Genomic DNA, 14316 nt, shown 5'->3' on the forward strand with positions numbered 1-14316 from the left:
TTCAAAATATGCAGCACTTTAGTTGGAAATTGGTTTCTCTCAACGATTTGGGAGGCGGAATGACAGATAAATATGGTATAGTATTTCTGGGCCAAAAACTGATGAAAGACGAAGAACTTTTCAAAGAAAAATCTCAAATCTATTTTTACTATGCTATTGGATAATAAGAGAGGACAGGATGACATGGAGTGGAGAAACATTTATAGAGGCTTGCTAATAGGAGCCACAGATTTAATCCCGGGAGTAAGCGGAGGCACACTGGCTATTATGCTGGGAATTTATGATCGGCTGCTGGAAGCGATCAGTGGGTTTTTTAGCCGGGAATGGAAACGCCATATCGGATTTCTCATTCCGCTGGCTGTCGGAATGGGAACAGCTTTAATTTTATTGAGCCGGTTGATCAAGTATCTTTTGGCGCATCATTACGAGCCTACCCAATTCTTTTTTGTCGGTCTAATTATCGGCATCGTCCCCTTCCTGCTGAAGCAATCCGATGCTAAACGTAATTTTTCAAAGCGGCATATTATCATGATGCTTGTCGCGGTTGTACTGGCTGCTTCCCTGGCCTTTCTGCCAACGGATAACTCTGCAGAACCGATTACCAGTTTATCGTTTCTTACTATCCTGGGCCTATTCTTCTCCGGCTGGCTCGCCAGTATGGCCATGCTGCTGCCAGGCATTAGCGGCTCCTTCGTGCTGCTCCTGCTGGGAGTATATCCTACGGCGATCCATGCTCTTTCCGAGCTGAATGTTCCACTCATCGCCACGATCGGAGCAGGAGTCATCATCGGTTTTATAGTGAGCAGCAAAGGGATCCGTTATTTGCTTTCCCATTATTCCCACACGACTTACGCTGTCATTATCGGCCTGATCTTTGGGTCCGTCGCGGTGGTGTTTCCCGGCTTCCCAAGCCATATAGAGACTATAGCTGTTAGTGCCGTTACTTTTGTTGCGGGTCTCAGCTTGGCCCTGGCCTTCGGCTCCAGAACCCGCCCATAACGGACTCATGCTCTAATAACGAGGGAGTTTCTCAGCTTAGCTTCACCGCTTATCATTGCTTGGCAAAAAAGACAGTCAAACCAGCCTATGCGCTGTCCGACTGTCTTTTCTTAAACTCAGCTCACTAAAGCATTGAAGACCTGCTTCATTTACGGCATCTGCAAAACCGCAACGGAATATTGGTGCGGAATGACAAGCAGTACGTCGCATTTGCTTAAATGATTCTTTATTTCGGTTAGAATATCGTTTTTGGCAGCTTCCTCCACCGAAGTCATCCACGAAATCGTCCTCACCTTCCCGCACCATTCTTCAATGGAGAACGATAGATCGTAATCATATTCCCATACATCAATAAGCTGGAAGCCAGCCTCTTCCCACTCCCGAAACCAATGAACAGGGAATCCGCATCGTCTTTCCTTGGTCTCGCCCATAGCACCGGCCGGCTTCACCTCCACCCCGCTATCCTTGACGATTTGCAGCGTTTGTTGGGCGACTTCCGATAGACGGGGGACGAATACGGATTGAATAACGATTAGGTGTCCTCTTGGTTTAAGCAGCCGCTGCACTTCTCGGATAACTGCGGTGCGGTCAAACCAGTGCCACGCCCTCAAGGCGGTAATGACATCCTGGCTGCGGTCCGGCCAATCCACAATCTCAGCTTGTGAATGAAGGTACTGTATGTTGTACCCTTGCGAAGAATCCAGAGCTGCCGCTTCCTTAATCAAGCTCCGTTCCGGTTCAATCCCGACTACTGAAGCACCCTGACTGGCCAATGCTCTGCTGAAGATGCCGCTGCCCGAGCCCAGATCCATTACTTTCTTCCCAGAGAGCTCTACGCCTCTCTGCTTGAATTGTTCAAAGATGACTTGCGGAAGCTCATCGCGAAACTTGGCATAATCGCTGGCAACCTGACCAAAACTGACTTTTTTGAGCATGCTTTAATCACCTCAAAGCAAGCTTACATCCACATCCATAAAAAGTAAAACTAATCATTTCTTTCAAATATATAAATTGTTTTTATGTGTCATGCTGCCAACCATTTCGCTGCGAGCTAAGTTTGGACTGCCGATCGCTGTTATCCCCGGATTTCTCATGATTTGACCCTTGAAAAGGTTGAAATCCGCTTAAACTTTATACTTGCCATCATATAGAGTACTCCACCAACCATCCAGAATGGCTCCCAGAAATACAAGCGCCAATGTATAGCATATATATTAAGCTCCATGTGGAGCCATCCCAGTTTGGCTAAGCCGATAGTTGTGAAGTTAGCCGCTCCATATAACAATAAAACTATTCCAGCTATCCAAGCGGTGTAGTATATCATTTTATTCCAGAGCCGGGAATGCCACTTTTTTAGCATGAATAACAGCAGCACTCCGCCCATCACCTTCACTATTCCGGTAAGCCATACCACAGGTAAGAAATCAGGATCTCTTTCAAGCGCCAGACGGTATATTTGACCTCCCAACGATTCCAGGCCCATCATCCCGCCAGCCGCCCAATAAAAACTCATTCCTGCAAAAATAAAGGACCATAAAGCTCCGGCGAAGACAGCCCATGTCCTGCTAATAAATTTCATAAGAGCTTCATCCTCTTCCTTCACAAGCTTGAGGTCAAAAATCAATAAAAAGAACAACCAGCAGCGCGGTTACCGTCCCTAAAGTTCCTCCCGCAACACAATCCGAAGGAAAGTGGTAGCCCCAGTAAACTCTGGACAACCCGACCAGCAGAGCGAGTAGGATCAGCAGGATGGAAACAGGCATCGGAAAAAGAAACAGAAAAGGCGTGACAACCGCAAAAATGGCTGTCGTATGACCAGATGGAAAGGAATAATCTTTAAGCGGAAAATTCCCTAATTTAACTTGCTCCAAAATACGAAAAGGACGAATTCGCTGGACCTTTTTTTTAATGAGAGTGGTAATGAGATGGCTGACGATGAGGGCGATCAGACTGTGCTTGCCCGCCCCCCTCCAATCTTCCGGAGCAAACCAAATAACGATCAAAGTGCACAGAATGGTAAAAGTAGCTCCGCCCATATGAGTTATCCATCCTAATAACCGATCCAAAAATCCGTTGCTGATTCTCTGATTGCACCACACAAACAGAGCGTGGTCGAATTGTTTTAACCGTTGCAACTTAATGATTCACCTCCGGATTTCAGCTTTCGCTCTCCGGCGCTTTACCTTTCTTCCGCTTACGATAATTTCGTATGAACAGCCACACTGCGGTGATCAGAACACCAGCCAGCAGCAGAATGATTCCCAGCACTCGACCTACCATATGCTCCGCCGCTCTGCCATAGATATAGAACATGAAGCCGACGGCGTAAAACTTGACCGCACGCCCGATCGCAGCATAAACCAGCAGCTTCCACAACGGATAGTTCATACAACCGGATAAAATAGTAAACAGTTTAAACGGAATCGGAGTAAACGAGCCTATCAGTATGGCCGCTTCCCCATGCCGACGAAACAGCGCCGTGGCCGCATCCAGCCACTTCTGTTTAATGATTTTGCTCAAAACTAAATTTCCTGACGCCTTGCCAATTCCGTAGCCTATCGGCGTCCCCGCCAAACAACCGGCATAGCCCAGCGTAGCTAGCCAGAGGGCCGATTCCGGATTCAAGGCGCTTAATGATAACTGAAGAAATAAAGCGGGAATCGGAAATAGAATAGCGTCTATCATGGCATGAATAAACAGTCCCGCAGCACCGAAGTTACGCAAAAACTCTAATATTGCATCCATCAAACCGTTTTCTTTCTTAAGCAACCTTCAGAATTCAACGGCTGGAGCACAAGCTTTCGTCCGAAGCTTAACATATTGTCCTGTCCCGCGTCCATAGCTTTGGAAGCATATTTGCACGGAGCCGCCATTATGAGTCGAATCATCTTTGTCTGTATGGCGCCGAAATCGGTTTGAGGCATCTTCCACTTGTTTTCTTCTGGCATTTCCATGACCCCCAACGAAAAAATGATAGCCTCATTTTAATCGGATCTATCGATTTGCAGAACCGACTGACGACGAGACTTGATCCTAGACCTAAGTCGTGGACCCGTCTGGAAATAGATTACCTTTGGGCTGAATAGGACAATTCTCACCGGCCCCTTGCGGAATGGCATCGATGTTAGCGGTATAATTTATTCTCCTGTGTGTTCTCTGTCCATCCTTAACCGCTCTATGATAATATGTAGGAAGTGGTAGACGAGGAGGAATACGATTATGGAGCTGCTTATCGGCAAACGATATAGCTTGGTCAAGCAAAAAGCATCCTTAATGGATGGATTCTTATATAGCGCTAGAGATATTTCTTTGCAGCGGGACGTCTTTCTTTTTTTGACCGAAAAGCCTGGAGAATCTGCAACGGAAATTTACTTTCACACGATTGGGGAAGCCGCTCGGATCAATGACGAAAGATTCATCCATATTCTTGATGCAGGAGTAGATAAAGATTATATTTTTATTTCCTTACACGCTTGTGAAGGGTATCCGCTGCTCCACGATCTGACCCATCCTGGCCGAACATCGCGAGATATTCTCGCTTTGTTGTTTGAGCTGGGGCGGGGTCTGCAAGAAGCGGCCGAGAATGATATGGATTATTTTTCCGTCACCGCCGAAAATATTTGGTGCCATAATGGCACGTATAAATTTATCAATTATTGGACGGAAGGAGCAAAAAACCGCAAAGGGGTCAAAGGACTCTGTATTCTTCTGTATCAGTTGAGTTCGCGTTCTGCAGAAATTCCATTGGATCTTCACAACTATGAACAGCAGCTGCGCGAGACGATGAGCGACCTGCCTATGCCGCATCGAGAGAAATTGATGGCTATCGTTCGACGTGCTATGAATGGCGAAGAATCGCTGCCTTCCTTTTTATTTGGCCTGCACGATCTTATTGTAGGAAGTGAACAAGAACCGCGAACTTATATACCTAGCCGCAGCACGAATGAAAGGCTCCAGATGAAAGCGGACAAAGACGCCCCTCATTCAATGAAAGCTGCTGTAGAAGAGCCCATAGAAAATAGGGAAGAAGAGGACTCCGATAAGAAATCGACCTCTCCCACAAGGAAAATATTTATTGCCGGGGTTTCCGTCGTCTGTGTCGTTCTAATCATTGGAGTTTTCTTACAAAAAACGAAAGGAGACTTGGCCGACCCGTCCCCCTCTCCCCCGCCGGTGACGACGCCAGGACCAGATTCCACAGAGCCCCCCGCCATTACGGATAATGACAATCCAGACGGCAGCTCAGACAACGGCGGACAGACTAAGGAGAAGGATAAGACCGGAGATGGGAATCAGGAAGGGCAACAAGATCAGGAAGATCCGCCAACGGATGCTGGTGATGAGCCAGATGAGGACGGAGCCGGCATCGATCCAGAACAGGCTATCGTTCCTGTCCCGAATCTGATTGGGCTTAGCAGAGAAGAGGCCGAGCAGACCGCTCTCGATAACGGGCTGCGTTACGAATATCATATCGAAAATAATGATGAACAGCCGCAAGGCAATGTATTTAAACAGGAGCCTGCGGCGGCAGAGGAAGTTCCGAAGGGAACTAATATTACCTTCTGGGTGAGCAGATAAGATTAGTAGATCCGGCTGCCGAATCGTATCGGCAGCTTTTTTCTTTCGAGATTTACCTTCATCCGCGGTTCCAACGGTCTAGTTTCATTTGCAGCCTCATATCGGATTTTGTTTCTCATGCAGCTTGCGATTAATGAACGTGTCAATGGCTGTTTTAATGACCGAGAATACAGGAACTGCGATAAACATGCCAATGATTCCGAACGTCCCGCCGCCAATCAGAATGGCCATAATGACCCATAGCGGGCTGATGCCGACCTTGCTGCCCAATATTTTCGGACCGAGGTAATAGCCGTCGAACTGCTGAACCAGGAATACAAACAGGGCAACCCATATAGCCTGCAATGGTGAGACGAATAATGTGATGATCGTTACGAAGACCATCCCGACTAGAGGTCCGAAGTACGGAATAACGTTCGTAATCGTGATGACGACAGCGGCCAGCAGCGCATGAGGCGCCTTCAATGCAAGCAGACCGAGAAAGCTGATGAAGCCGACAATTAGCGAATCGAAGATAACTCCGGCAAAGTATCTGGAAAATACTTCATCGACCCTTTTCACCGATTGAACGATTTTATCCGCACGCGCTTCCGTAAAGAGTGCCTTGAGAAGTCTTTGTGCCCCTACGGCCAGCTTCTCTTTATCTTTTAACATATAGATAGATATAACCAAGCCAAGAACAATGTTGATTAAAGTAGAGGTCAGCATAAATAGACCGGACGTAATATTGTTAAGAATCAATCCAAGAATATCGCTTACCGAATTGGACAAGGAATTAATCATTTCCTGAGCATGGTCGGCAATCTGATATTTCTGCGCCCACTCATGGCTTAGAATATTTTCCGTTATCCATGTATTCGTCTCCCGGATATAATAGGGCATATTGGACAGTAAGCGTGTAACGCTGTCAATGACCTTCGGAGAGACATAGGTAATGGAAACAATGATAAATCCAAGCACCCCGGCAAAAACGATCAGGATGCTGATCAACCTCTTGAACCGCAAGCGGTGCAGCTTCGATTCAATAAAATTGACGATCGGTCTAAGTAAATAGGCGATGAAGAAGGCAATGAAAAACGGAGTCAGCAGCTTTAGAATGGACGAAACCCAGGTCAGTACATAACCAACGTTGTCGATTAATTTATATAACAGTAAAGCAATGATCAGAACGACAAAAAAATAGATTGTTCTTTTATATTTTAACACTAGACCCTCCCCATGCTTCATCCGGTCAGGCTTCCTGGAAGCCGGGCCCGTAGACTATGTATTGACTATACTTGATTCAACCCTTTATTTTCAACTTAAGGCGGACGCAACCTTCCTGCTGTTCTCATTCCCCTAAATCATTTCACTTCTTTCATCTCTCCACCCTCCTGCTAATTGGGTATAATTGTCGAAAGCGGAGACAAGCTATTCTTGACAAACATTTAAGGAGGCAGTTTTAGATGGGCTTTCTTTGGAATGCTCTAATCGTTTTATTTTGCGGGTTTATCTTTCTAAGAATTCTGGGCAAAAAAACGGTTGCCGAAATGACCGGACTGGAAATCATCACCTTGCTGGCGATGGCATCCGTCATGGGACATGCTGTGTCCGAGGACGGGTTATGGAAAACATTGCTCACCCTAGCAACTTTTGTAGTATTGCTACTAACCGTACAGTACTTGGCATTGAAATTCAACTTAATGGAAAGATTATTTATGGGCAGGGCTACACTTGTGATTAAGGACGGAAAGATTATCACTAAAAACTTGAAAAAGCTGCGAATCACCGTGGATCAGCTGGAGGCGAGAATGAGAGAAAAAGGAATCGCTTCGTTCAGCGATGTCAAAACGGGGACAATCGAAATCAACGGGCTGCTGGGCTATGAACTGATGAGACAGGCTCAGCCGGTAACCATTGGAGAATTGGAGAAGATTCTGGCCCAGCTTAACTTGATGCGGCCTAAGGAAAGATCGCAGCCAAGCATGAATCTGTTTGACGAAGTGATAAGCGAAGAGCACCGTCCCCCTATTCAGCCGGATTTGGATTAATGAGCAGTCGTCAATTTCTATATAATGAAAAGAGAAGAGATACAAAAAAATCCCGGAGGGTTCCCGGGAATTATGGATTAGGACAAAAACGCCCGCAGCATCCAAAGATTTTTCTCCAGCTCGGCTTGAATATTAACCAGCATGTCCGCGGTAGGCCGATCCCCTGCATCTTCCGCTATGGCTGCGGCTCGCTCCAGGAGTGGTTGTGACCGTCATAATATAATCGGACCTTAGGGCTGTTATTTAGTTTGACATTAAACAGCTTTAGTGTCCTTTCGTCTACCTCCACTAACGTCCAAAGGTCTGCATCCTGCAAGCCAAAACTTCTAATTAATTCCGTCTGTTCTATCTTTGGGATGCCGTTCTCTTCGTCCATCTCATTATACCAAACCCCGTAGTACTCCATATTGTATTTGTTAAGCTGCAAGCGCGTATAAACCTGCTTCGTCTCGGAATTCCAGCATATGTAAGGCAAGGCCTGTACTCTCTCCTTTCATGGCTAAAAAGTTCTCCAAGCTGCTTTTCCTCCGGCTGCGCTAGCCAACCTGAAATTCGGATTTATAAAGGCACCCCGCCATAGACGGTGGTGCCTTTGCTTAGCCATAACAGAACCTGGACGGTCACACATTAGGTCGCGCGCCTAATTCAAATCAGCCTCTACAGAGCAGGGTGCTCGTGCTTAGCTTTCAGAGCAGACCAACGTCTCTCGACCTCTGCTTCGAACGCCTGTAAAGCCTCCGCGTACTCCTCCTTCACCATGTGCTTTGTTTTCCCCATTGTTTTCAACCAGTCCACCAGTGGAATGCGCTTCTTCTTTTCATCTGGATTGTACGTAATATTCGTTATTCCCCGCTCCACTTCATACAGCGGGAAGAAGCAGGATTCGACAGCCGCTCCCACAATGTTCGAGCCGTCCTGATCTTCCGACAGCCAATTTAACGGACAGGCGATCAAGATTTTCCCGTAGACCAGCCCTTCATTCTGCGAGTACCATTGAGCTTTGGCCGCTTTGCGGACCAAATCCTGGGGATAGGCCTCAGAGCCGGTGAAGACGTACGGAATATGGGTGGCCGCCATAATTTGCGCTGTGTCTTTATGATGAAACAACTTGCCTCCCTGGAAAGATCCTACATTGGAAGTAGAGGTGCGATGCCCCATCGGCGTCGAGTAAGACAATTGTGCCCCTGTGTTCATATAGCCTTCATTATCGTACTCCAGAATGATCATTTTATGATTGCGCAGCGCAGCCCCAATGGCCGGGCCCATGCCGATATCCATTCCTCCGTCTCCGGTAATCATGACGAAGGTAAAGTCATCGGGCAAGTTCAAGTCATCCAGCTCGCCTCTTCTTTTACGCTCCCAGAACATCTCCACGACTCCGGAGAGAGTGGCGGCTCCGTTCTGAAACAGGTTGTGAATGTAGGTGGCCTTGTGGGAGGAATATGGGTATCCGGTCGTAACGACCATCGCGCAGCCGGTATGGAACAGGGCGACGATATCGCCTTCGATTCCTTTGAAGAACAGCTCCAGCCCCGAGAAAATCCCACAGCCTGGGCAAGCTCCGTGACCCGGAGCGATTCGTTTGGGCTTGCGGGTTAGCGATCGCAGCGGAGGCATTTTGACCGTCAGCTTGCCGCTTTGCTCATCCGGCTTAACCGTAATAAGCCCGGTTTTAAGCTCCTCGAACTTCATGGGCTTCAGAACGCGCTTGGGCGCTTTCGCAGGATCGCCTGGAGTATGTCCGAAATAGTCAAACGGAACCTCCACCTTGCCCTTATTCACGGCATCCATAGCCAATTGGAAGAAGTGATGGCCGTCCTCGGCATAGAAATCCTTGCCGCCCAGGCCGTATACTCTGCTGATAACCTGCGTGTCCCGGTTCCCATGGGTGAACAGAGCCGCCTTCACTTCCAGAACCATATTGCCTCCGTGTCCGCCATAGGAATCCGCCCGGTCGCCCACCGTCACTGCTTTAACCTTCCTCAGTGCTTCAGCTATCGCCTTGGCGGGAAACGGGCGGATCATGTTAGGCGAGATAGAGCCCGCTTTGATTCCCTCGGCCCGCAGTTGATCGACGACATCTTTAATGATCTCGGCGGAAGAGTTGAGCAGGAGCACCGCCACCTCCGCATCCTCCATCCGGTACAGATCCAGAAGCGGGTAATCTCGCCCGGTTAATTCGCAATACTCCCGCCGAATCCGGTCGTAGACTTCTTCCGCCTTGTACATGGCCATAGACTGCTGATAACAGTTGTTAATATAATCAGGTTCGTTCATGTACGGACCTACCGTAATGGGATTATGGCGGTCCAGTGTATCCGGAAACCCGCGAACCGGCTGCTCTCCGATAAACTTGTGAACATCCGCGCGATGCGCAAACGTCTGTACTCTCCGCTTTTGATGAGAGGTGAAGTATCCGTCGGAAGCTACCAATACAGGCAGACGGACCTCAGGATCCTCAGCCAGCTTGATTGCCATAATATTCATATCATATACGGCCTGCGGGTCCCGGCACATCAGGATCGGCCAACCGGTGTTCAAGGCGTAGTATAAATCGGAATGATCCCCGTGTATATCCAGCGGCCCCGACACGGACCGGCACACCAGATTCATCACCATCGGAAAGCGGGTCCCCGATTGCACCGGCATCTGCTCCAGCATGTACAGATAGCCGTTGGCGCTCGTAGCGTTGAACACCCGGCCGCCCGCCGTCGACGCCCCATAGCAGACTCCCGCAGAGCCGTGTTCGCCATCAGCGGGAATCAACACAATATCATGCTGGCCATTTGCCTTCATCAAATCGAGAAATTGGGCTACTTCCGTCGAGGGGGAGATCGGAAAGTAACCCATAATGTGATAATTTATTTGATGGGCCGCATAAGCCGCCATCTCGTTTCCCGATTCATAGACAATCCTTTGTTCGACCTTCCCTTGACCTATTTCTTTCTTCAAATCCATTGCCATTGGCTATTCCACCCTTCTCCTTATGGAATGATCTACTATGGATTCCTTATAAAGCCAAGTCAAAACGGTGCGGAACCCGGTGTTGATCGGCATAGCCCTCCTCTTCTCTCGCGCTGGCCAACGCTTCCGTAGGACAAGCCTGAACGCATTTAAGACAGCCTTTGCAGTACTGATAATCGATGCCTTGCAGAAACATTTGCGGACGCCCTCGCCTGTCCTCCTGCTCATCCCAGACGAAGCAAAAATCCGGGCAAACGTTATCGCATGCCGCGCAATGAATACATTTGTCCAGGTCAAAATGAGGCATCATCCCCGCCCGGGATATGCTCAAATCTTTCAATATACTATTCCCCGGATTAGTAATCGTTCCTCCCATCGGCTGTGTGGCATAGCCTAGCAGCGGAGTATCCTGACGTACATAGCCCGGCATAACCTCGCCTTCCGGGAGCTCGAACGTTTGGGACTTAACCTCATTGTAACCCCTTTCAAACGTGTTGAGCGCCGGTTGAACCGCTTGGGGGTATTTCTTTTCAAGAGACTTGCGGATGACCTGCTTCATTTGATCCGGATCGAGAAACGGACAAAGCTTGAACAGGGCTCCAAGCATCGCCATATTGACCCGGTTTTTTTCCTCCAAGGCGATAGCAATGGCATCTAATACGGCTATAGTGCCGCCCTTCAGATTCATTCTTTGTTTAAGCTGTTCGGGGGTTTTCGCTGAATTGACCAGAACAAGGCTGTCTTCGTAGATTCCGCTGATGACGTTGATGGTTTTGGATAGAGATTCATGGAAGATACCGACAATGTGAGGCCGTTCGACTGGAGTAGTATCGCGGATGTTAGTAGTATGATCGCAAAAACGGATGTGCGCCTTAACAGGGGAGCCTTTCTTTTCCGAACCGTAAGAGGAGAAGCTAACGCCGTTCAAGCCGGAACCGACGACACCGGCTTCCGCAAGCATTTTGCCCGCCAGGTTGGCCCCGAGACCGCCAATCGATTCCAATCGGATTTCAAAAAATCCCAGTTCATTTAGTTTTGGCAAAGTAACCATAGCACTGCTCCTTTCGCAGGATCATTACATCCAATATATTTCGAATATTTCTATAATTTAATATTATCAGTTAATTCTCTATAATCAACCATTTTTTGTATCCAAAAACCGAAAGACAAGCCCTGATCTGCGAAAAATGACGCCCGGATTTGAAACGAATGAGCAAGGTGTAATCATTTAATTTAATTAATATTTAATGTTATTAATTAAAATTTCGGAGCATCTTAAAATTGGGGGTGATTTTGCAACATAGTATGAGCTGGAATCCAATAAAGCCACTTATAGAAGTTATTCATTAGCCGCTCCATAAATGCCCGTAGAATGTATGAATTTTGCTTGGGGAGGCTTTCTTTGATGCCATAGTGAACCTCCCCGACTTACTCGCTATCGTGAGTTGAAGTCGGGGCTTCTTACCACGGATAACTTCATGTACCTATTGTAGATAGGGATTTGCCCGATCTACTCCATATCAAAAGTACGGGGTATCTGTGAAGTTGTCTTAGTAAGCAACCTATGCCTCTTGTAGACATCGGGGGCGGAACAGCCCGTCTACTACTTTCTTGCCTAAGCAATCCGTAGATACTTCATCTTGCTTTCTACATCAAAATGCAGGAACTCGCCATAGAATGCTTGGCTGAGTATATTCCTGGCTCACCTTGAACCCGTCTTTGACCCATTTCGTATTGTAGTGCTTCTTGATCTTATAGGGGTATTTAGCAGATTGGATGCCCTTACGCACCGCTTGGTGGGCGACGTCTCGTGCGAACAAGTACTTATGACTGCTTCTGAAGCTCTGACTGCGAAATCCATTTCCGATGCTCCAAATAGTAGTTCTTAGCGAGCTGCAAGCACGTATTCCACACCTGGGCAGATTCGCGATTACAGGCATATAGTCGCTCGATATCTCGTTTGGAGGCATGGAACCGTACAATTTGAACACTAATCATAGAACCCACCCCGAACATTTGTTCCATTCTTACACACATACATTCCTGTTCGGGGAATTTTTCACATCAAAGTGACTAGAACAAATCCAGGCTTTCCCTGCATATCTCCGTTCGGGAAAGGCCTCATTCATCTCCCACCTGCTTCGCTGAGGAAGGAGACTTCTGACGCAAGTTGTTAAATAACCAGAGTTGAAAGAGATTCCAAAACATCGGCTGCTTTACATACCGTTACGCCTATATTCCCCATCTCCTGTATCCCTCTATCATACACTTGTGACATGGCATCCTTAACCATCACTATACGAAAGTCTCTTTCACTAGCTTCGTACATGGAGGTACGCGGGCAATTCGGAAAATTACAGCCCGTGAATACTAGTGTATTCATTCCTTGATTTTGCAGGAAGCTCTCTAGATCCGTTTTATAAAATGCACCCCAACGAGATTTATACATGACCCATTCTTTATTACCTATCGATTGGAATTCGCCGTTTAATAACTTGCCGGCATTCAACTGTTTGTAGTCCGGTGGCCGAATCTCTTCCGCCAATTCCGCACCCTCACTATTTGGAGCAGCGATTCTGGCCCCATTCTCAACGGCTTCTTTACGGCATAAATCCACATTGGAACCATCTTCCTTGTAGTAACGAATCACATGTAAAACAGGTAATCCTTTTGCTCTATATGCCTCCAGGACCTGATTCATTGTCGGCAAAACCGCGGCTGTCCCTGTGATTTCAGCAGGGGCACCTGGTAATGTGAAGTCGTTTTGTGTGTCGACGGTTATAAGAATGGAGTGCTCCCAATGCGGCTCTGTATATTTACTCATTTTGTCCCTCCTCTTTCAGCGCTACTATTATTAACATTATATAAGATTATGGTTGGGCTTAGCTAACCCTTTTCAACAGTGAATTGTGTTCTATTTCATTCAACTTCAGGTGCGTTCGCGCAAGGATCATCTGATATGGATGGGACACATCTATAGAACCAGCAAATGTGCAGGTCTTTGGGAGGGGTTGAATTGAAATCAGCAAATGACATGCAATTGTGCAGGTGAATTTAGCCTTTTGGCCGATTTTCCACTTTTGGTGGCGAATGACCTGCACTATCGCACGTCTTCTTCAATATTTGCTGATTTTCGCAAACTGACATGTATTTCTGCATGTCTTTGCGATTTTCAAGAGGTTATTCTCATCGCAGAAATAACAAGAGGAGCGAGGGGACAACCGATAGACCCGGATTTATCCCCTCGCCAATACGGTGCATCCACAGAACAGTGCGGTCCTTGCGGAGTAGGGTTGCTTTTTGCACTATGCCGTCCATGCGCGGTGCACAGCTGCTCTGCACTTGCCGTCCATGCGCGGTGCACAGTTGCTCTCTCCACTTGCCGTCCATGCGCGGTGCACAGTTGCTCTCTCCACTTGCCGTCCATGCGCGGTGCACAGTTGCTCTCTCCACTTGCCGTCCATGCGCGGTGCACAGTTGCTCTCTCCACTTGCCGTCCATGCGCGGTGCACAGTTGCTCTCTCCACTTGCCGTCCATGCGCGGTGCACAGTTGCTCTCTCCACTTGCCGTCCATGCGCGGTGCACAGTTGCTCTCTCCACTTGCCGTCCATGCGCGGTGCACAGTTGCTCTCTCCACTTGCCGTCCATGCGCGGTGCACAGTTGCTCTCTCCACTTGCCGTCCATGCGCGGTGCACAGTTGCTCTCTCCACTTGCCGTCCATGCAGAGCCACAGTTGCTTTCTT

At 47.8% G+C, this 14316-nt stretch carries 15 protein-coding genes; 3 read left to right on the forward strand and 12 right to left on the reverse strand.

Annotated features, from left to right (window positions below):
- Positions 1 to 183: 183 nt before the first annotated feature.
- On the forward strand, positions 184 to 999 hold the full coding sequence (locus tag KJS69_RS06840; RefSeq protein ID WP_213582869.1) for a DUF368 domain-containing protein: 816 nt from the start codon (positions 184 to 186) through the stop codon (positions 997 to 999).
- A gap of 149 nt (positions 1000 to 1148) precedes the next feature.
- Here KJS69_RS06840 and KJS69_RS06845 read toward each other — a convergent pair whose 3' ends face one another.
- From KJS69_RS06845 to KJS69_RS06860, 4 genes are all read right to left on the reverse strand, one after another.
- Positions 1149 to 1934 (reverse strand): class I SAM-dependent methyltransferase, encoded by a 786-nt coding sequence (locus KJS69_RS06845; RefSeq protein WP_213582871.1) that lies wholly within the window; start codon positions 1932 to 1934, stop codon positions 1149 to 1151.
- A gap of 155 nt (positions 1935 to 2089) precedes the next feature.
- A complete protein-coding gene (locus KJS69_RS06850; RefSeq protein ID WP_213582873.1) occupies positions 2090 to 2578 on the reverse strand; it encodes a DUF3995 domain-containing protein in 489 nt (162 codons plus the stop codon).
- 34 nt (positions 2579 to 2612) lie between these two features.
- Complete coding sequence (locus KJS69_RS06855) at positions 2613 to 3134, reverse strand: phosphatase PAP2 family protein (protein WP_213582882.1); 522 nt, start codon at positions 3132 to 3134, stop codon at positions 2613 to 2615.
- A 22-nt stretch (positions 3135 to 3156) separates the two neighbouring features.
- Complete coding sequence (locus KJS69_RS06860; protein WP_213582884.1) at positions 3157 to 3744, reverse strand: YqaA family protein; 588 nt, start codon at positions 3742 to 3744, stop codon at positions 3157 to 3159.
- Between the two features lie 474 nt (positions 3745 to 4218).
- Here KJS69_RS06860 and KJS69_RS06865 point away from each other — a divergent pair, with 474 nt between their 5' ends.
- Positions 4219 to 5577, forward strand: a complete 1359-nt coding sequence (locus KJS69_RS06865; RefSeq protein WP_213582886.1) for a PASTA domain-containing protein — start codon at positions 4219 to 4221, stop codon at positions 5575 to 5577.
- Positions 5578 to 5673: 96 nt separating this feature from the next.
- Here the strand turns inward: KJS69_RS06865 and KJS69_RS06870 are convergent, their stop codons facing one another.
- Positions 5674 to 6783, reverse strand: coding sequence for an AI-2E family transporter (locus KJS69_RS06870; protein WP_213582888.1), 1110 nt, complete (start codon positions 6781 to 6783; stop codon positions 5674 to 5676).
- 239 nt (positions 6784 to 7022) lie between these two features.
- Here KJS69_RS06870 and KJS69_RS06875 point away from each other — a divergent pair, with 239 nt between their 5' ends.
- Positions 7023 to 7607: a DUF421 domain-containing protein gene (locus KJS69_RS06875; protein WP_213582889.1), complete on the forward strand. Its 585-nt coding sequence runs from the start codon at positions 7023 to 7025 to the stop codon at positions 7605 to 7607.
- Positions 7608 to 7684: 77 nt separating this feature from the next.
- On the opposite strand, the gene KJS69_RS29615 is transcribed toward KJS69_RS06875, so the two are convergent.
- From KJS69_RS29615 to KJS69_RS06910, 7 genes are all read right to left on the reverse strand, one after another.
- Positions 7685 to 7750, reverse strand: coding sequence for a hypothetical protein (locus KJS69_RS29615; RefSeq protein WP_249730415.1), 66 nt, complete (start codon positions 7748 to 7750; stop codon positions 7685 to 7687).
- Between the two features lie 32 nt (positions 7751 to 7782).
- Positions 7783 to 8082 (reverse strand): hypothetical protein, encoded by a 300-nt coding sequence (locus tag KJS69_RS06885; RefSeq protein ID WP_213582891.1) that lies wholly within the window; start codon positions 8080 to 8082, stop codon positions 7783 to 7785.
- 182 nt (positions 8083 to 8264) lie between these two features.
- The gene (locus tag KJS69_RS06890; RefSeq protein ID WP_213582893.1) at positions 8265 to 10571 is read right to left on the reverse strand and encodes a thiamine pyrophosphate-dependent enzyme; all 2307 of its coding nucleotides are present in this window, start codon (positions 10569 to 10571) and stop codon (positions 8265 to 8267) included.
- A 46-nt stretch (positions 10572 to 10617) separates the two neighbouring features.
- Complete coding sequence (locus tag KJS69_RS06895; protein ID WP_213582906.1) at positions 10618 to 11622, reverse strand: 2-oxoacid:acceptor oxidoreductase family protein; 1005 nt, start codon at positions 11620 to 11622, stop codon at positions 10618 to 10620.
- Positions 11623 to 12395: 773 nt separating this feature from the next.
- Positions 12396 to 12569 carry a hypothetical protein gene (locus tag KJS69_RS06900; protein ID WP_213582908.1) on the reverse strand — a complete coding sequence of 58 codons (174 nt, stop codon included), beginning with the start codon at positions 12567 to 12569 and terminating at the stop codon, positions 12396 to 12398.
- Between the two features lie 175 nt (positions 12570 to 12744).
- Positions 12745 to 13395, reverse strand: coding sequence for a cysteine hydrolase family protein (locus KJS69_RS06905; RefSeq protein ID WP_213582910.1), 651 nt, complete (start codon positions 13393 to 13395; stop codon positions 12745 to 12747).
- 348 nt (positions 13396 to 13743) lie between these two features.
- Entirely contained in the window at positions 13744 to 14268 is a 525-nt protein-coding gene (locus KJS69_RS06910; RefSeq protein ID WP_213582912.1) for a hypothetical protein, read from the reverse strand.
- Positions 14269 to 14316 lie beyond the last annotated feature (48 nt).

It is taken from the genome of Paenibacillus sp. J2TS4 (genome assembly GCF_018403245.1).
Taxonomy (GTDB): domain Bacteria; phylum Bacillota; class Bacilli; order Paenibacillales; family NBRC-103111; genus Paenibacillus_L.